This window comes from Oryzifoliimicrobium ureilyticum (assembly GCF_037199735.1).
Lineage (GTDB): Bacteria > Pseudomonadota > Alphaproteobacteria > Rhizobiales > Rhizobiaceae > Rhizobium > Rhizobium ureilyticus.
In genome coordinates this window covers 95,689-114,142 of record NZ_JBBBVQ010000021.1, presented here as the reverse complement: position 1 = coordinate 114,142, position 18,454 = coordinate 95,689, and the positions used below count along the sequence as shown (strand labels likewise).

The following is an 18,454-nucleotide window of genomic DNA, read 5'->3' as shown; positions in this document are numbered from 1 at the left end:
CAGGCCGATCCTTGACGGCGGTGAGCGATGTCTCTGTCCCTGCATAGGTCAACTTGTCGACATTGAGGACGTCATAGCCCTTGTCCAGAACAAGATGGCGAACAACGGCAGAACCGATAAAACCTGCTCCACCTGTGACGAGAACCCGCATTCAAAACCCTCTGCTTCAATTCGGCCGCCACACTAGCGAGCGCGGCTGCAATGTCCACTCTGTCAAGAACGATAAGAGAAAACCTCACCGAGATCAGCCAGAAGAGGCTGACGCTTATCCTTGTCGGACAGAACGGCTGTTTCACTATCCACTGGCCAGCGGATATCAAGAGCCGGATCGTTCCAGGCAAGGCCGCGATCATGCTCGGCGCTATAGTAGTTGGTGACCTTGTAGCTGATCTGCGTGTCTGGTTTAAGCGTGCAAAAGCCATGCGCGAAACCCGGCGGCACCCAAAGCTGCTGGCCGTTCTCCGGCGTCAGCTCGACAGCCACGTGCTGGCCGAAAGTCGGCGATCCCGTCCTGATGTCGACAGCGACATCGAGGAGCGCGCCCGCGATGCAGCGTACCAGCTTGCCCTGCGCCTTCGGCTCCAGCTGGAAATGCAGCCCACGCACCGTTCCGACTTCAGCCGATAAAGACTGGTTATCCTGAACGAAGCTGAAGTCTCCGACCTTGGCCCGGAAGAGATCCTCGCGGAACGTCTCGACGAAATAGCCCCGCGCATCGCCGAACCGCTTCGGCGTGATCAGAACAAGCCCGTCTAGTGCTAAAGCGTCGAATTGCATCGGAACCTCATATGAACGTCTACATCTTTGGCAGAGCGATGTGTGGCAATGTCGGCCCATGCCCATGATGACGGCCATAAAGGATAGAGAGATCGCAGTAAAGCTGAAGACGTCCTGGTAAGGCACGCCGGAAGGTATTGGGGAGCTTCCGCCTATAGGTTGGCTGCGAGTGCATGCTGTCGCCAAGAACGCGCAACGATAGCCGTAGCTACGGCGTGAAAGTGGAACTCTTACCGATAGAAATAAAGGCCATCCCGCGCTCATGCCGCCAAAAAAAAGTGTGACCTCCGCTTCATGAAGGATTATTTCCAGGAAGCGCGAGGTCAATGATTTCGAAGAATAGTATTCCCGCCCGCGTAAGGAAGGGACCGTGGCGAAGGCAGCTGCTCCGGCTTTGTGCTAGCTAGGCTTCGATCGTCCACAAAACGGTCCATGGCTTGATGGCCTTGCCTTCGACGCCTCCCAGCTCGAACAATTTCTCTCCCTTTGGTTCTGCATCGAACGGCTGCGCAATCGACGCCGATAGGTTGCAGATCAATTGAAGCTTCTTATTGTCGGCGAGTTTCCACATTACCGCTGTCGCTTCGCCAGCGAGTGCGCTTGATTTTCCCGCATGTCCTGACATCGTTTTCAAAAGCGGCGCGATGCGTGCTTTTCTGATTGCAATCAAACCTTCATAGAATGCCAGCCAGTCTTCCGCTTCTTTTTCCTTCAATCTCGTCCAGTCGAGTTTTGCGCTTTCGAAGGTCTCGCGGCTGGTCGGGTCAGGAAGATCCTCGCTGTCAAAACCAGGAAGCCTGGAAAGTTCTTCGCGTCTGCCTTTGCGAACCTTTTCGTTCAACTCTTCGTTGAAATCGCAGAAGAATGGGAATGGTTCTTTTGCGCCCCATTCTTCCCCCATGAAGAGCATGGGAATTTGAGGTGCAAGCAGATAAACAGCCGCAATCGCCTTCAATGGATCGGCCTCGTGACTGCTGATCATTCGATCGCCCAGAGCGCGGTTGCCGATCTGGTCATGATTTTGAATGAAAGAGATGAAGGCAGTCGGCGGTAGAAGCGCGCTTGGCTTTCCTCTAGCCTCTCCGCGATACGGCATTTTCTCGCCCTGAAAAACAAAGCCCTCTGCCAAGGCACGGCCAAGCTTGCTGCCGTCGTCTGCGTAATCGGCGTAATAACCAAATGTCTCTTCTGTTGCCGCAACATGCAGCACATGGTGGATATCATCGTTCCACTGCGCTGTGAAAAGTTTGCCCTGACCCCCCTCGTTCCGGGCAAGCAAGTCGCTGTCGTTGTTTTCATTCTCGACGATCAGGTGCACCTGGCGTGATCCCGCAGCTTCCCGCACGCGCCGGGCAAGTTCGTTTAACAGATGCTCCTCGCTGTCGTCTTTGATGGCATGCACGGCATCGAGGCGAAGGCCGTCAAGGCGATATTGCGTGACCCAGTAGATCGCATTCTCAATGACAAACTCGCGAACCGCTTTGGAATTATCGCCGTCAAAGTTGATGCCATTGCCCCATGGAGTTTTGTGATGTTCCGTAAAGAGGGGAGAATAGACAGGCAGATAATTTCCATCCGGACCGAAGTGGTTGTACACCACATCGAGGAAGACGCAGATGCCGCGTGCATGTGCTGCATCGACGAGCCTCTGCAGATCTTCAGGCCGACCGTAGCTGCTGTCAGGCGCATAGGGCATCACCCCGTCATAGCCCCAGCCATATCCGCCGGGAAAATCGCTGACTGGCATGATCTGAATAGCTGTGATGCCGAGTTTCTTCAGATGATCGAGCCGCTCGATCGCTGCGAGGAATGTGCCTTCTCTAGTAAAAGCACCAATGTGCATCTCATAGATCACCGCCTCTTCCCATGGCCGACCTTCCCATTGCGTGGTTTTCCACGCGTAGGCATCGAGGTTGACCACCTCGCTCGGGCCATGAACATCTTCGGGTTGGTAGCGAGAGGCTGGGTCGGGCACCTCCAGCCCATCCGGTAGCACGAACTTGTAGCGAACGCCTGGATGCGCCGCCGCCACGGCGCATTCATGCCATCCTTGTGCATTTGAGGTCATTTCATGCTGGCGAGAGCCGTCAATTTGGAGAACAACGCGTTCCGCCTTCGGCGCCCATATCCGGAATTCGACACCTTGATCGCTAACTACCGGCCCAAACTTGAAGTTGCTCAACGTCAGACTCCCCAACCTCTATTTATGCGTTACAACATCGCCTTTTCGTCATTGAGAGCGCAGGAGAACCAGGCTTCGCGCGGTCGCAACATATTCATCTTCCTCAATGGTCTGGTCGACCAATGCCGGATCTGACGTGGTAATCACGGCAAGCCATTTTGTCTCCGTCTCCGGGAGCTTGAACGGGACGTCTCCATCATGCGGATTGAATAAAATAAGGACGTCGTTCCAACCGTCTTCGCCATTCTCGGAAGATCGCGACAGCCGCATGCCAATTGTTGTGCTTCCCGGATCTGCCCACTGCTCTTCCGTCTGCTCGCCGCCCCCTGGGTTAAGCCAGCTTACCACGAGGCCGTCCCGCCAGTTTTCGCGCCTAAGGATAGAGTGCTCGTGGCGCAGCGCGATCAGTTTGCGCGCAAAGTCCCTTAATTCATCGGCGCTGTCAGGCAGATCGTCCCAATGAACCCAGCTAAGATCGCTGTCCTGGCAATATCCGTTGTTATTGCCCATCTGGCTGCGGCCGAATTCATCCCCTGCCAGGAGCATTGGCGTTCCATGCGAAAGGAAAAGCGTTGCGAGGAAATTGCGCTTCTGCCTCTCGCGAACTGCGATGATGCCCTCGTTTTCAGTTGGACCTTCTTCGCCGTAATTGAAACTTCTGTTGTCGCCGTGCCCGTCTTTGTTGTCTTCGCCATTCGCCTCATTGTGCTTTTCATTGTAGGAAACGAGGTCGTTCAGCGTGAAGCCGTCATGGGCAGTGATGAAGTTAACGCCCGCCCATGGTCTGCGCCCACGAAGGTCGTAGACGTCTCCTGACCCCAGCACGCGTGCCGCGAAATCCTGCGTTGTTCCATCCTCGTCTCGCCAGTAGTCACGCACAGTATCGCGATATTTATCATTCCACTCCGCCCATCCGGGCGGGAAGCCACCAACCTGATACCCGCCTGGTCCGATATCCCAGGGTTCGCCGACCAGTTTAAGCTTCGACAACACCGGATCCTGTCCGACAGCATCGAAGAACCCGCCGCGTTGATCAAATCCTTCCGGCTCGCGCCCTAAGATCGTGCCAAGGTCGAACCGGAAGCCGTCGACATGCATGTCTTCGGCCCAATAACGAAGCGAATCCGTCACCATCTGCAAGACACGCGGATGGGAGGTGTTTACGGTGTTACCAGTGCCGGTATCGTTGATGTAGTAGCGCGGCTGGTCGGGAAGCGTGCGGTAGTAAGAGAAATTGTCGATGCCCTTGAAAGACAGGGTCGGTCCGAGTTCGTTACCTTCCGCGGTATGGTTATAAACAACATCGAGGATCACCTCGATGCCACCGTCGTGGAAGGCGCGAACCATGTCGCGAAATCCTTCAACGCCTTTAGGTCCGAAATAGCGCGATGAGGGCGCAAAGAAGCCGAGCGTATTGTATCCCCAGTAGTTTTTCAGACCCTTATCAAGAAGGTGCGCATCATCCGGAAACCAATGAATCGGGAGCAATTCGATCGACGTGATCCCAAGGCTCTTGATGTAGTCGACAATTTCCTTGTGTGCCAAGCCTTCATAGGTTCCACGGACCTTTTCGGGAACCTTCGGATGAAGCTGCGTGAAACCCTTCACATGAGTCTCGTAGAAGATTGTTTGACCCCATGGAATTGAAGGCTTGCGATCCGCTTTCCAGTCGCTGGCGTTGGGATCGACCACACGGCACTTCGGCATCGACGCTGCACTATCGGTCTCGTCGAAAGAAAGATCTTTTTCTTCGCTGTCCATGACGTAGGCAAACTGAGGCTGCCCCCAGGCAATCTCACCGACCAATTCCCGCGCATAGGGATCGACAAGCAGTTTATTGGGATTGAAACGATGGCCCTTCTCGGGCTCGTAAGGGCCGTAAACGCGATAGCCATAGAGAGCGCCCGGTTTAAGCCCCGGCACATATCCGTGCCAGATTTCATTGGTATATTCCGGCAGGGTCAGACGTTGCAGCTCCGTTTTTCCATCGTCATCGAACAGGCAGAGTTCGACCCTTTCTGCATAGGCGCTGAACAGTGCGAAGTTGACCCCGTCAGCGTCGGGGTTTGCTCCAAGGCGCGTCCAGTCGCCCGCTGTGATTTCATGTGATGATCGGTTCGCCAAGGCTATCCCCATTCGAGTTGCAGGCGAAGAACACCGTTAAGGGGCCTTTGTTCCGCAACCTCATCGCTATCTCGCTCCCAAGATCGAGTGCGGGTAAGCGTCCTGGAGTAATATCTCTTTCAATTCAGATACATGGAAGGCGTGTTCAAACCGAAAATTTGCGCTGGAGCAGACAAAAATCCGTGGGAAGTCCTATAAGTCATGGATAATAAAATGCGATCCTAAATTAACAAATATTCATCTACCAATCGATTATTAACCTTATCAGTAAGGGCACTTTTGTACGCGCATCAAGTGGTCGAACCGGCGGGAGTCGGTTTCTGAGGTTATATTAAGGGCGGGGGACTTTTATGCTTGGTTTTAATGGCAAGGCGGATCATCTCAGATTAGAAGCGCTCAATGATATTTCAGCAAACATTATGATTGCCGATACGAAGCTAAACATCGTTTATCTGAATGAGGCAGTCCGGAAATTTCTCATTGAAGCCGAAAGCGATCTACAGAAGGAGCTTCCTGCTTTTGCCGTCAATAAACTGATCGGTAGCAATATCGACATCTTCCATAAAAACCCCTCCCATCAACGTAATATGCTGGCGCGTCTACAGACCGTTCATAAAGCAACGATATGGGTCGGCCATTCGGCTTTCGACTTGACCGTGACCCCGCTGAAGCAGGGCGGAAAAGTCATAGGATTTGCGGTCGAGTGGTTCGATGCAAATGCTCGGCTCAAGAACCTTGATTATCAAAACCAGTTCGGAGCCATCAGCCGGGTCCAGTGCATTATCGAATTTAGTCCTGAAGGCAAAGTGATCACGGCCAACGAGAATTTCCTGAAAGCTCTGGGCTATCGACTCGAGGAAATCGTTGGCAAACATCACAGCATGTTCGTGGACCCAACCTTCGTCAAAAGTCCCGCTTACCAAACCTTCTGGTCAGAGCTGAATGCGGGTCGTTATCAGGCAGCGGAGTTCAAACGCATCGGCAAAGGCGGCAGGGAGGTTGTGATCAACGCCTCTTATAACCCGATCTTCGACGAAAGAGGGCGAGTGAGCAAGGTGGTGAAATTCGCCACCGACGTTACCGATAGGGTCGAAGCCGTTACGTCCATCGGCACTGGCCTTACCAAGTTGGCAGAGGGTGATTTGCTCTGCAAGATCGGCGACAAATTTGCTCCCGATTTCGAAACGTTGCGCGAGAACTTCAACCGCGCCGTTGATCAGTTGTCCAGCGCGTTGATGTCCGTCTCGCAGGTGGCAGCCGAGATCGACAGCGGCTCCCGCGAAATCAGCCAAAGCGCGCAAGACCTGTCGAAGCGCACGGAACAGCAAGCAGCATCTCTCGAGCAGACCGCAGCGGCACTCGATCAGATTACCACGAACGTGACAACATCATCCCAAAGAGCAACCGAAGCGCGCCAGGCAGCCGCAACGGCAAATACCAATGCTTCAAGCTCGGCAAGGGTGGTGGCCGAGGCTGTTCAAGCCATGGCGAAGATCGAGGCATCGTCCAGCCAGATTTCAAACATTATCGGCGTCATCGACGAAATTGCCTTCCAGACGAATCTGCTCGCTCTGAACGCAGGCGTCGAGGCGGCACGCGCCGGCGAGGCCGGAAAGGGATTTGCAGTCGTTGCGCAGGAGGTTCGTGAACTGGCACAACGTTCGGCGAATGCAGCCAAGGAGATCAAGGGCCTGATTCAGAACTCGGCGAGCGAAGTTGAAAGCGGCGTTCATCTTGTCCGCGAAACCGGCGACGCTTTGAAAACCATTGAAGGAAACATCTCGGTTGTAAACGATCGCATCGAAGCCATCGCCAATGCTGCCCGGGAGCAGGCAACAGCGCTCGGCGAAGTGAATTCCGCCGTAAACCAGATGGACCAGGTGACACAGCAAAATGCTGCGATGGTTGAGGAAGCAACGGCCAGCAGCGCCAATCTCGCGATCGAGACGGAGAAGCTGCGTCATCTCGTCAGTCAATTCAAGATCGAGGGTGCCTCTTCCGGCAGACCGATGGCGCAGAAAAGAGAACTATCTCCACCCATGGTAAACAGGTCGCGTCCTCAGCCCAAACTCGCAAAGGTGGTTGGCGGCGGTCAGCAAGAGGTGGGTTGGGACGAATTCTAAGCGCAATAACGACAGCTCATCCCTATCTCCGCTCCCGAGCTTATCCGATTATTCCCGGTAGACACAGCGGCAAAAGCCGCTGCGTCTCCATGAAGCCATGTGTAAAGCTTGAACCGCAGGGCCGCGCTTGGCCATCAATGCTTGACGGTGTCTTCCAGGAAGAAGCGGCCTAGGGGGTTCTGGTAGAAGTTTTCGACCTTCTTGCTCATCACGTTGATGTAGGGGCTATAGTAGAGGTCGATCCAGTTGACGTCCTCCTTCGCCATTTTCTGGAGTTCGACATACATGGCCTCGCGTTTTGCCGGATCCGTTTCGAGGCGGGCGGCTGCAACGAGCTCCTTCACCTTGTCGTTCTTGTAGCGCGTCATATAGTTCATGTTGGAATCGTGACCGAGCGTAAAAGTCGTCTTCTGGTCTGGGTCGAGGATATCGTTCGTCCAGTACATCACTGAGATGTCGTAGTTACCGTCAACGAGCATGTTCCAACTCTGGCTAGGATCAACCTTTTGCAGGTTGGCCGTAACGCCAGCCTTAGCAAGTTGCTGTTGGATGAGAACGGCAATCTGTTCATCCGTTTCCTTGCCGGCATTGACGATGTAATTGAGCGTCAGTCCTTCAGCGCCTGCGGCCTTCAGCATTTCTTTGGCCTTCTGCGGATCGTAGGGCCGCTGGAGGTTCGCATCGTAATGATAAAGCGATCCTTTCGGGATGTAGGAATTGGCAACTTCGCCGATCCCGAATGTCGCAGCTTCGACGATCGCCTTTTTGTCGATCGCCATATCCAAGGCTTGCCGGACTTCCTTTTTCGCCAATGCCCCGTGCTCGTGGTTGATCAGCATGTGATCCTCACGTGTCGAAGGGTCCATGCGAACGGTCAGCTTGTCGTCCTTTTTCAACTCGGAGACCCGCGAGAAGGGGATCGTGATCGCCGCATCCAACTGCCCGGTTTGAACGTTCAGGATCCGGGTATTATCGTCCGGCACGACAACCCATTCAACACCGTTCAGGCTGACGTGATTTGCGTCCCAATAATAGGGGTTCTTCTTGAGAATAATGCGGTCGCCCCGACGCCATTCTTCCATTACGAAAGCGCCAGAGCCTACCGGCTTTTCAGCAAAAGCGTCAGCGCCTTCTGATTCAATGACTTTCTTCGGAAGCACAGATGCGTTCGGCAAAGCCATCATCGTGATGAAGGGGACCGACTTGCTTTTCAGCTTTACGATAAGGGTTTTGTCGTCCTGTGCCGTTGCGGTGTCGATGATTTTGAAACTGTCGGACCATAAGGAGCCGGCATCATCGCGTATCCGCAGAAGCGAAAAGGCTGCATCTTGGGCGGTCACAGCAGAGCCATCGGAAAATTTCGCGTCGCGCAGTTTGAATGTGTAGGTTAGCCCATCGTCCGAAATCGTCCAGCTTTCGGCGAGGCCCGGAACGAGCTTGGTGCCTGTGGCGTCGACCCTCACCAGCACATCAAACATGTTCGAGAACACCCAGTTGTCGACATTCTGTGCCGATTTGATGGGGTCGAAGGTGGTGGAATCTTCGTTTCGCCCGATCGTCAGAACGCCTGCAGCATGCGCATAGCTTGCAGAGAGCAACAAGCAGGCGGCAAAGGCAAAAGGTCCGGCTTTGGAAAGCTTGATGGTCATTCGTTTATCCTCTGGTGGTTTTCATTGTTATTCGGTGATTGGGAGAGGGCGAAAAAGCGATTTGTCAGGATCGATGTCGGGCACGGCGGCCAGCAAATTGGCGGTATAGGTTCGCCTTGGCTTAGCCAGAATAATGTCGGACGGCCCTTCTTCGACGATCTTGCCGTGGTGCATCACAACAACCCGCTCGCAAAGGTAACGCACGACAGCAAGATCATGAGCAATGAAGACGAGCGTCAGGTTCATCTGCCTGACAAGTCGGCGGAACAGCGCGACGATCTGGGCCTGGATGGTCACATCGAGCGCGGCGATACATTCGTCGGCGACGATAAGTTTCGGCTCTACCGCAAGCGCCCGTGCAATGCCTGCTCGCTGGCACTGACCGCCGCTCATCGAGCGCGGCTTGCGCCCTGCAAAGCTGCGATCCAGTTCGACGAGATCGAGTAGCTCTCCAACCCGCGCTTCGATCTTGTCCGGTGCGACTTTTCCTTGCACGCGCAGGACTTCGGCCAAAGTCTCGCCGATGGTAAAGCGCGGGTTGAGAGAGTTGAGAGGGTCTTGAAAGACCATCGCCGCCTCCGATTGCAGCTTCGCCAAGGCTTCGCGAGGCTTCAATCTAAGGCTGACGCCGTCGAACGTGACATGACCGGATGACGTGGTTTGCAGGCCAAGCATGGCGCGCGCCAAGGTGGATTTTCCCGAGCCGCTTTCTCCGACAATGCCAATTGTTTCGCCCGGCATCACCTGCAAGGACAGGCCATCGACAGCTGCGAAACTCCGCCGCTTTGAAAGCCATCCCGAGGAGGTCGGGAACCGCACGAAAAGATCGTCGATTTCCAGGATCGGTCGGATATGGCCGAGGCGTGCGTTCTGGCGCTCGCGAAGATCCTCATCGGGCAAGGGGCCGTGGCTGGCGATCAGCTTCTTGGTATAGGCGGCGGCCGGCGCTCTCAGGATCTGCCTTTTGTCTCCTTGCTCAACGATCTTGCCAGCTTGCATGACGGCGATACGATCGCAGGTCTGGGCGACAACGCCAAGGTCGTGAGTAATCAGGATTATCGACAAACCGCGGGCGTCCCTGATATCGAGAAGCAGTTTCAATATCTGGGCCTGGATCGTAACATCGAGAGCGGTTGTCGGCTCGTCGGCAATCAAGAGTTCCGGATCGCAGCTGAGGGCGACCGCAATCATTGCACGTTGGCGCATGCCACCTGAAAATTCGTGTGGGTAGTTCATGAATTGACGTGGCGGATCGGTGAAGCCGACCTGCGCCATAATATCCAGAGCGGCGGCCTTGGCCGCCCCGTATGCCACCTTGCGATGAAATACGATGCCTTCGACGATTTGGTCGCCGATCCGCATGACAGGATCGAGATGGCTGGTCGGATTCTGAAAGATCATGCCGATCTCGCCGCCACGAATTTTTTGTAGTTCCGCGTCGGATGCGCGAGCAATGTCACGCTCTCTCAAGAAGACGCTCCCGTGCGTCAAAACAAGCGAGCGAGATGGCATCAGGCCGATGATCGAGCGGCATAACAGGCTTTTTCCCGAACCGCTTTCGCCGACAAGGCCAACAACCTCTGCTTTACCGACATCGAGCGATATATTGTTCAACAGAGTGTGCTCGTGGTCCGGCAAGCGGGCAACGACCGAAAGGCCGCGGATCGACAGAAGGGGAGCTGTCATTCATGAACCCCCATAACTTCGCCCATTGCATCGCCAAGCAGGGAGAAGCCGAATGCCAGCAAAACGATCGATAAGCCGGGGAATAAGGTTATCCACCAGGCTTGAGTCACAAAACCTTGTGCTTCGGCGACCATGACACCCCATTCGGCCGTGGGAGGTTGTACGCCGAGGCCGAGGTAGCTGATCGCTGCCCCTGACAGCAGCACGAGAACAGCGTCCGACATTGAAAACACCAAAGAGCCAGCCACGGCATTTGGTAGAAGGTGTTTGAACAGGATCCGCATCTTTGAAAAGCCGAGGCTCGTCGCCGCCATTGCGTAGTCCGTCGTCTTGAGTACTAGGATCTGTGCGCGAATGAGACGTGCATAAGAGACCCAGCCGACGAGCGCCATGGCAACATAGAAGCTGGTCAACCCCTGACCGAGAATGACGATGATCGACAGCATCAGGACGAGGAACGGAAAAGCCAAAACGATGTCGATCAGCCGCATGACACACAGGTCGATGATACCGCCGAAGAAGCCTGCCAAAGAACCGACCACCGTTCCGATGAGAAATGGAAAGACAACGCCTATGATCGCCATCTGCAAATCGACGCGGCAGGCATGCAGGACACGAGAGAAGATATCGCGGCCGAAATTGTCCGTGCCGAAGATGTGTGCCAGCGACGGCGGCTGAAGCCTTGCAAGAGGATCTTGAAGGACGGGATCATAGGGGGCAATGACAGGCGCCAGGATTGCGACCAAAAGGAAAGCGGCAAGAATGACGAGGCCAGGGGCAAGAGGTCGCAAACCAATTCGAGCAGAAGAGGATGTCGTCAAAGCCGCACCCTTGGATCTGCCGCAACCGTGGCGATGTCGGCGAGGAAGTTGATCAGAACCGTTGCGCAGGCAAACGCCATTGCGATCCCCTGAATGACCATATAGTCGCGCGAGAAGATCGCTCTAACCAGAAGCTGTCCGAGGCCTGGCAGCGCAAAGACGCTTTCCACTACGACCGTACCGCCAATCAACCAACCCATATTAACGGCCAAAAGATTGATGGTCGGCGCCAGGGCATTCGGAAGAACGTGACGCCAGAATACAATGCTTTCCGGCATGCCGCGGGCACGCGCTGCCGTTGCCACGTCTGATTTCAGCCAGTCGATCATGGCCGAGCGAAGAGATCGCAGCAAGACCGTGGAGAGTGACAGAGCCACGGTCAACGATGGCAATGCCAGATGCATCAGCTTGTCAACGATGTCGCCGCCATAACCCGAGACTGGAAACAACGGTATTGCCACGGCAAGGAGCAGGATAAGCATCAGGCTGAGCCAGAACTGCGGAAAGCCAATCCCGAAAGTGGTTACTGTGCGAATGACATGATCGACGATCCCTCCATTGTTGCGCGCCGCGAGTGCTGCAAGGGGCACTGCGATCGTGACAGAAAGGAGGACGCTTGACGCAACCAAGGCAAGCGTAGGCTCGATCCGCGTCAAGATCAGCGGCAGGACGTCGATTTTGTAGGTGATCGACTTTCCCATTTCTCCATGCGCCAAGTTGCGCAGAAAGTATAAATACTGGAGCCAAAGTGGTTCATCGAGGCCGAATTGAGCGCGGACATTGGCCAAAGCTGTCGGCGTTGCACGAGCACCAAGAAGAACGCGGGCGGGATCTCCGGGAATGAGTCGAACGAGAACAAAGGTGACGATGCTGACGCCGAAGATCACAGGAAGAAACTGCAATGGCCTCGTCAGGATGAAGCGATAGCGATGCATCCTCGAACGCCTAGCGGTGTTTCAGGAGAGGAAAAATGTCGGTGGCCCTCTGCGATGCAAATCTAGTTTTTCTTTTTGCCATCGACGACCCGCCTCAATCTGCACATGAATTAAGCATGCCCAATTTTTAGAACAAATGCCGTTTCACACCAGCTATCACAAGTGATAGGGTCAACACGGTGAGCGACTTTCAGCAGGGGCTGACGTGGTGTCCATGGACGTGACGGCGATTGAAGAACTTGTGTCTAAGGGCGAAAGCTTTGAGGAAAAGGTCGATGGTCTCTTCAAGCTGGTACAGGGCTTTGGCTTCGATGCTTTGATCTACGACTACACGCCGATCCGTTACGATTTAGACGGACAGATCATGATCCCGTCCGTGCTCGAACTTCGCAACGTGGATGAAAGCATGCGCGATTACTGGTCGGGCCAGGGTTATATCCGCATCGATCCTGTGCAGCGTGTTGCGCTTCGCACGACGGCTCCGTTTTTCTGGAGCTATGATCCTCAGGCGGAAACGTTGATCCGCACCTTCATGACGGAAGACTGTGCGCCTGTCGCCGCCTTCCTGGCGGAGCGCGAGTTGACCGCCGGCGTCACGGTGCCCATTCATCTGCCGCAAGGTGACTACGCCACAGTGACTGGCATCATGCGAGGCAACCGGCGAAAGTTGGCGAAGGACGCCAGCCACTATCTAGCGGATTTCGGGCTTGCCGCCCATTTGTTTCAACGCGAAGCCGAGGCGGCGCTTACCCCTGAACAACGCTACGCCGGTCTCGTGCGGCTCACCGCTCGCGAGCGTGAATGCCTTGCTCATTCGGCCGAGGGACTTTCCGCCAAGGAAATCTCACGCGTCATCGGTCGCTCGGTGCCGACGGTCGTCATGCATCTAAATGCGGCGACGCGAAAGCTTGGCGCCAAGAACCGGGCGCATGCGGCGGTGCGCGCCGCGCATCTGAGGCTGTTCGACCAGCCCAGCCATTAGCGGCACCCTATCAGTTGTGATAGCTGATATTAAGCTGCCTCCACCGATAGCTTCTCAGTCGTCGAATTGGCGAAAGGAGAACAGGCAATGAGCGCTGTCGAGATCCGCGAAGGCTATATGCCCTTCCGCGACTATAAGACCTGGTACCGAGTGACGGGTAAGCTGGATGGCAATGGCCGTCTTCCCCTTGTCGTCGCGCATGGCGGCCCCGGATGTACCCATGATTACGTGGATGCATTCAAGGGCATTGCCGAAATCGACGGTCGTGCCGTCATTCATTACGATCAGCTGGGCAATGGCAAATCGACGCATCTCCCCGACAAGGGCGCCGATTTCTGGACAGTTGAGCTTTTCCTTGAGGAGCTCGATGCCTTGCTTGCTCATCTCGGCATTTCGCAGCACTACGCCTTTCTGGGTCAGTCATGGGGTGGCATGCTGGGGGCAGAGCACGCGGTTCGCCAGCCGGCGGGGCTGAAAGCTCTCATTATCGCCAATTCGCCGGCGAATATGCAGACCTGGGTCGCCGAGGCCAATCGTCTTCGACGGGAGCTGCCTGAGGATGTGCAGGCGACACTCTTGAAACACGAGGCGGAGGGAACGTTGACGCATCCCGACTATTTGGCCGCATCCAGAGTATTCTATGATCGGCATGTCTGCCGTGTCACACCTTGGCCTGAGGATGTTGCGAGAACCTTCGCCGCTATGGATGAGGACAATACCGTCTATCGTCATATGAACGGTCCGACTGAATTTCACGTGATCGGGACAATGAAGGACTGGACGATCGAAGACAGGCTAAGTCGCATCGTAGCGCCGACGCTTTTGATCTCCGGCGCTTATGACGAAGCGACGCCGGAGGTTGTCAGACCTTATCGGGAGAGTGTCACGAACTGCACCTGGATTCTCTTTCCCAATTCGAGCCACATGCCGCATGTGGAGGAAAAGGAGGAATGCCTCGCAAAGGTCTCTGCATTCCTTCAGGAACACGACTGAGGTCTGAAGGTGCCTCGCGCACCTGGAAAAGCAGGTAAGTTGGTCGCAGACTTTCAAGCGCTAAGCACCTCTAGTGCAGCGCTTTCTACGACATGCACCGTGCGAATGGGCAGCCTGCTCTGGTCAAAAGTTGAGGTCGACCTTTTGCGGGTCGCTGGGTTACATCGATCCGTCATAGGGCAGGGATAGTATCTTTGCCCGTCGCGCCAGACCTGTTAGGTCAAGTCCTGACTTGTGAATCAAGGTTCGGAGGCAGCGATGAGTGGAGGATTGCCAATGCCGTATCAGCCAACACCCCAAGCACAGAATCTAGACTGGCTTTCCGATCCAGGTGTGTTTGCAGTTGGCCGCCTAGCGCCTCATTCAGATCATGTCGCTTATCCGGATGAAACAACCGCATGCTCTGGTTTGCCGTCTCCTTGGAGGCAAAGTCTCGATGGTGAGTGGCAATTCCAGTCGGCTGTTACCATAGATACCCGGCCGGAGGGTTTTTATCGGCTCGATTTCGATCGCTCGGCATTCGACGTCATTGAGGTTCCGGGAGCCATTCAGTTACAGGGTCATGGGCGGCCTCAGTATGTGAACACGCAATATCCATGGGATGGCCATGAAGAGCTGCGGCCAGGTGAGGTTCCACGCGACAATTCGATTGGCTGCTATGTCCGCAGCTTCAGACCAGATCCGGTCTTTACCGGCAAGCGGGCGATTTTAACGTTCGAGGGCGTTGAGACGGCCTTTTACGTCTGGTTGAACGGCAAGTTCCTCGGCTATTGCGAAGACAGTTTTACGCCCTCACGCTTTGATGTGACGGAGCATCTTATCTCGGGCGATAACCTGCTGGCGGTGGAGGTCTATCAACGTTCATCTGGCGCTTGGCTGGAAGATCAGGATTTCTGGCGCCTATCCGGCATTATGCGTCCCGTCTACCTTGAAGCAAGGCCAGAGCGGCATCTCAGAGATCTATTCGTGACGACCGATCTTGCCGATGACATGGCGTCGGCAAACCTGCGGCTGCGGGGGCAGTTCGATCTTCCCCAGCGCGATCTTGGACTGATGCGGTTAATGCTTCTCGATGCTGCGGGCAGGGTGGTCCTGCAAGATGAGCGAGAGGCATCCGACGAAATCGATCTCAGCTTTGCCGTGCAAACGCCAAAGCTTTGGAGCGCTGAATCGCCCTATCTTTATCGGTTGCTTATCGTGCTCATGGATGGTCAGCGGGTTGTCCGTGAAGTCGTACCGCAAAAGATCGGCTTTCGCCGTTTCGAAATGCGCGATGGCCTTATGCGTCTCAATGGGCAGCGCATCGTCTTTCGCGGCATCAACAGGCACGAGTTTCACCCGCGGCGCGGTCGCAGCGTCACGATGGAAGACATGCTGTGGGACGTAAAATTCTTCAAGCAGAACAATATAAATGCTGTTCGCACCAGCCATTATCCCAACCGCAGCGAATTTTACGCGCTCTGCGACGAGTATGGCCTTTACGTCATCGACGAGGCGAACCTGGAAACCCATGGCACCTGGCAGACCGAAAAAACCAATCCGGAACAGGTCATCCCGCGCGACCGTGACGAATGGCGTCCTGCTGTCCTCGACCGCGCGGCCAATATGCTGGAGCGTGACAAGAACCATCCTTGTGTGCTCATTTGGTCCTGCGGCAATGAAAGCTACGGCGGCCGTGTTCTGGCGGATATGGCCAACTATTTCCGCGAACGTGATCCGTCGCGCCTCGTTCACTATGAGGGTGTCTTCCACGATCGTCGGTTCGATGCTGAAACCAGTGACATGGAAAGCCGCATGTATGCGAGGCCGCAGGCGGTTGAAGACTATCTGCGGTCCAATCCGCAAAAGCCTTTCGTTTCCTGCGAATACACGCATGCCATGGGCAATTCGTGCGGGGGCATGCATTTCTACACCGACCTGACTTATCGATACGAGCAATGCCAGGGCGGCTTCATCTGGGAATACATCGAGCAAACCTTATATGGACCGGCCCCCGATGGATCGGAACAGCTTCTCTTTGGCGGAGAATTCGGCGATCGACCCACCGATTACAATTTCTGCGCTGACGGCGTGGTAACTGGCGATCGACAAACAACGCCAAAGATGCAGGAGATCAAGTTTCTCTATCGCCCGGTCCGCATCCTGCCGGACGAGCATGGTGTCAGATTGCTGAACGACAATCTCTTCGTGTCGCTGGAAAGCTATCGGCTTTCATACCGTCTCCTTCGCGACGGTTCGGAAGTCCATGCCGGCATTGTCGATAGTGACCTCGCAGCAGGTGAGGAGACATATGTGAAGCTGGATCTTCCAGCGATCTCAGAGCCCGGCGAATATAGTCTGCAATGCAGTCTCGAAGAACGTTTTGATCGTCCTTGGGCGTCTGCTGGTCATGAGGTCGCATTCGGCGAGCATATCTGGACCCGAAATCCGCCCGTGGCAGAGACTGCGGCGTCGAAGCTCGTGCGGGTCAAGGGAGATTTTAACTATGGGGTTTCGGATCGCTCAAGCCGCGCGCTGTTCTGCCGGCGCTTTGGGGGACCGGTATCACTTGTTAATGCCATGGGGCGTGAATTTCTGGAAAGGCCACCGCGCGTGACTTTCTGGCGCGCGCCTGTCGATAATGACAGAGGGGCTCATTTCGGCTCGACTTACGGGTTCTGGCGCTCGGCGAGCCTCGATGCAAGGCAAGTTTCCTACCGCTACACGGAGCAAGGCGCCGAATACCGCTTTAGCGTGCCGACATCGGCGCAACAGATCGAGATTGCCTATCGCTATCAGGCTGACGGATCGATTGCCGTTAGCGCCCTCTGGCCGGGCGATGCCGCGCTTCCACCGCCGCCGCTTTTCGGCGTGACCATGGCTTTACCGAAAGCCTTTGACCATTTCCGCTTTTACGGGCTCGGGCCAGATGAAAACTATGCCGATCGCAACAAAGGTGCACGCCTTGGCATCTTCGAGCGCAGCGTCGTCGAAAATGTAACGCCCTACGCAAAGCCTCAGGAGTCGGGAAACCGAACCGGTGTCAGATGGGCCGAGTTCTTCGATCAGGAGGGCAACAAGCTTCGCATCGAGAAGGACGGTGCACCCTTTGAGCTTGGCGTTTCGCCCTACACATCTTTTCAGATTGAAACGGCGGCAAGACCTTGGGATCTACCGCAGCCGAACCGCACCATTGTCAGCGTGATCGCGCGGCAAATGGGCGTCGGCGGCGACGACAGCTGGGGTTCACTCGCCCATCCTCCTTATCTCATCGAGGCCGGCGAGCCGCTGCGCATCGATTTCAAGATCAGAGCCTTGTAAGGTGCTTGAAGGGGTGGGGCTATCACAACAGCCTCACCCCGCATCGAATGCTGATACGAAAATTCAAAGCCGCACGTGAGGTTCTACTTCCCGTAAAGTGCGCGCGAGCGCTCCAGATGTTTTAAGATCGCGGCTTCCGCACCATCAGCGTCCCGGGCCGCCAACCGCTCGACAATTTCTTCATGTTCGACAAGCGTGAATTTTTCTTTGCCGGTCCAGATCAGCATTTGAACATGAAACTGCTTGAGCCAAGCCAGCATCGCCTCGCTGACCGCGACGAAGATTGGGTTGCCTGAAATTTGCGCAATGCGCGTGTGAAAGCGCATATCGGCCGAAATGAAATCATCCGCGTTTCCAAGCGATTTCCGCTGAAGGTCGATAATCTCACGCAGTTCCGTGATATCGCTCTCACTGGCGCGCTGAGCTGCTTCTCTCGTCATGCCCCGCTCAAAGAATATCCTTGCGCTTTTCAAATGCTCGAGCGAGTCGGACGATTGGTTGAGCATGATCTTTGCGGTGAGATCGACCTGCCGGAAGATTGACTGCGCTGTCAGCCTCAGCACCTTGGCCCTTTCACCATGGCTGATGCTCACAAGGCCCTTGCCGGCCAGGGATTGCATAGCTTCTCGGATGGCTGGTCTGCCGACACCAAAGCGCTCCATCAAGGCCCGTTCCGACGGCATTTCGTCACCCGGCTGCAATTCGCCTGTTGTGATCATGCGCTCGAGCCGATCGAAAATTTCGTCGGCCAGCTTGCGGCGGATAATGGGCTCAATCGTCGTGGGCATGATGTCTCGCTCGTTCATCGGCTTGTCTTATCATTCCCTCGTCTCGCAACAACACGATCTTTTACCACAAAAAATCCAATTGCAAAGTTGGCAT

At 55.3% G+C, this 18,454-nt stretch carries 13 protein-coding genes; 4 read left to right on the top strand and 9 right to left on the bottom strand.

What is annotated here, in order from left to right:
- The 4 genes from VQ830_RS23370 to glgX form a co-directional block, all read right to left on the bottom strand.
- Positions 1 to 151, bottom strand: a 151-nt coding sequence (locus VQ830_RS23370; RefSeq protein ID WP_337270572.1) for an NAD-dependent epimerase/dehydratase family protein, incomplete at its 3' end; no start/stop codon positions are given.
- A gap of 62 nt (positions 152 to 213) precedes the next feature.
- On the bottom strand, positions 214 to 777 hold the full coding sequence (gene rfbC / locus VQ830_RS23365; RefSeq protein ID WP_337270562.1) for a dTDP-4-dehydrorhamnose 3,5-epimerase: 564 nt from the start codon (positions 775 to 777) through the stop codon (positions 214 to 216).
- 403 nt (positions 778 to 1,180) lie between these two features.
- The gene (gene treZ, locus VQ830_RS23360) at positions 1,181 to 2,959 is read right to left on the bottom strand and encodes a malto-oligosyltrehalose trehalohydrolase (RefSeq protein WP_337270561.1); all 1,779 of its coding nucleotides are present in this window, start codon (positions 2,957 to 2,959) and stop codon (positions 1,181 to 1,183) included.
- 48 nt (positions 2,960 to 3,007) lie between these two features.
- Positions 3,008 to 5,095 carry a glycogen debranching protein GlgX gene (glgX, locus tag VQ830_RS23355; protein WP_438618552.1) on the bottom strand — a complete coding sequence of 696 codons (2,088 nt, stop codon included), beginning with the start codon at positions 5,093 to 5,095 and terminating at the stop codon, positions 3,008 to 3,010.
- A gap of 338 nt (positions 5,096 to 5,433) precedes the next feature.
- Here glgX and VQ830_RS23350 point away from each other — a divergent pair, with 338 nt between their 5' ends.
- A complete protein-coding gene (locus tag VQ830_RS23350) occupies positions 5,434 to 7,206 on the top strand; it encodes a methyl-accepting chemotaxis protein (RefSeq protein ID WP_337270559.1) in 1,773 nt (590 codons plus the stop codon).
- A 134-nt stretch (positions 7,207 to 7,340) separates the two neighbouring features.
- Here VQ830_RS23350 and VQ830_RS23345 read toward each other — a convergent pair whose 3' ends face one another.
- The 4 genes from VQ830_RS23345 to VQ830_RS23330 are packed head-to-tail and all read right to left on the bottom strand — an operon-like array spanning position 7,341 to position 12,297.
- Positions 7,341 to 8,855, bottom strand: a complete 1,515-nt coding sequence (locus VQ830_RS23345) for an ABC transporter substrate-binding protein (RefSeq protein ID WP_337270558.1) — start codon at positions 8,853 to 8,855, stop codon at positions 7,341 to 7,343.
- 27 nt (positions 8,856 to 8,882) lie between these two features.
- Positions 8,883 to 10,541, bottom strand: a complete 1,659-nt coding sequence (locus VQ830_RS23340) for a dipeptide ABC transporter ATP-binding protein (RefSeq protein ID WP_337270557.1) — start codon at positions 10,539 to 10,541, stop codon at positions 8,883 to 8,885.
- Positions 10,538 to 11,338: an ABC transporter permease gene (locus tag VQ830_RS23335; protein WP_438618561.1), complete on the bottom strand. Its 801-nt coding sequence runs from the start codon at positions 11,336 to 11,338 to the stop codon at positions 10,538 to 10,540. The genes VQ830_RS23340 and VQ830_RS23335 overlap by 4 nt, the downstream gene beginning before the upstream one ends.
- Before the next feature lie 20 nt (positions 11,339 to 11,358).
- Positions 11,359 to 12,297 (bottom strand): ABC transporter permease, encoded by a 939-nt coding sequence (locus tag VQ830_RS23330; protein WP_337270555.1) that lies wholly within the window; start codon positions 12,295 to 12,297, stop codon positions 11,359 to 11,361.
- Positions 12,298 to 12,511: 214 nt separating this feature from the next.
- Between VQ830_RS23330 and VQ830_RS23325 the strand changes: the two genes are divergently transcribed.
- From VQ830_RS23325 to lacZ, 3 genes are all read left to right on the top strand, one after another.
- Positions 12,512 to 13,279, top strand: a complete 768-nt coding sequence (locus tag VQ830_RS23325; RefSeq protein ID WP_337270571.1) for a LuxR family transcriptional regulator — start codon at positions 12,512 to 12,514, stop codon at positions 13,277 to 13,279.
- An 87-nt stretch (positions 13,280 to 13,366) separates the two neighbouring features.
- On the top strand, positions 13,367 to 14,272 hold the full coding sequence (locus tag VQ830_RS23320) for a proline iminopeptidase-family hydrolase (RefSeq protein WP_337270554.1): 906 nt from the start codon (positions 13,367 to 13,369) through the stop codon (positions 14,270 to 14,272).
- A gap of 276 nt (positions 14,273 to 14,548) precedes the next feature.
- Positions 14,549 to 17,572 (top strand): beta-galactosidase, LacZ type, encoded by a 3,024-nt coding sequence (lacZ, locus tag VQ830_RS23315; protein ID WP_337270553.1) that lies wholly within the window; start codon positions 14,549 to 14,551, stop codon positions 17,570 to 17,572.
- Between the two features lie 83 nt (positions 17,573 to 17,655).
- On the opposite strand, the gene VQ830_RS23310 is transcribed toward lacZ, so the two are convergent.
- Positions 17,656 to 18,360, bottom strand: a complete 705-nt coding sequence (locus tag VQ830_RS23310; RefSeq protein WP_337270570.1) for a transcriptional regulator NanR — start codon at positions 18,358 to 18,360, stop codon at positions 17,656 to 17,658.
- Positions 18,361 to 18,454: the final 94 nt, after the last annotated feature.

Coding starts and splice junctions, on each gene's coding strand:
- rfbC (WP_337270562.1), bottom strand. CDS start 777: ATGCAATTCGACGCTTTAGCACTAGACGGGCTTGTTCTGATCACGCCG.
- VQ830_RS23320 (WP_337270554.1), top strand. CDS start 13,367: ATGAGCGCTGTCGAGATCCGCGAAGGCTATATGCCCTTCCGCGACTAT.
- glgX (WP_438618552.1), bottom strand. CDS start 5,095: ATGGGGATAGCCTTGGCGAACCGATCATCACATGAAATCACAGCGGGC.
- VQ830_RS23340 (WP_337270557.1), bottom strand. CDS start 10,541: ATGACAGCTCCCCTTCTGTCGATCCGCGGCCTTTCGGTCGTTGCCCGC.
- VQ830_RS23345 (WP_337270558.1), bottom strand. CDS start 8,855: ATGACCATCAAGCTTTCCAAAGCCGGACCTTTTGCCTTTGCCGCCTGC.
- VQ830_RS23330 (WP_337270555.1), bottom strand. CDS start 12,297: ATGCATCGCTATCGCTTCATCCTGACGAGGCCATTGCAGTTTCTTCCT.
- lacZ (WP_337270553.1), top strand. CDS start 14,549: ATGCCGTATCAGCCAACACCCCAAGCACAGAATCTAGACTGGCTTTCC.
- VQ830_RS23310 (WP_337270570.1), bottom strand. CDS start 18,360: ATGCCCACGACGATTGAGCCCATTATCCGCCGCAAGCTGGCCGACGAA.
- VQ830_RS23350 (WP_337270559.1), top strand. CDS start 5,434: ATGCTTGGTTTTAATGGCAAGGCGGATCATCTCAGATTAGAAGCGCTC.
- VQ830_RS23325 (WP_337270571.1), top strand. CDS start 12,512: ATGGACGTGACGGCGATTGAAGAACTTGTGTCTAAGGGCGAAAGCTTT.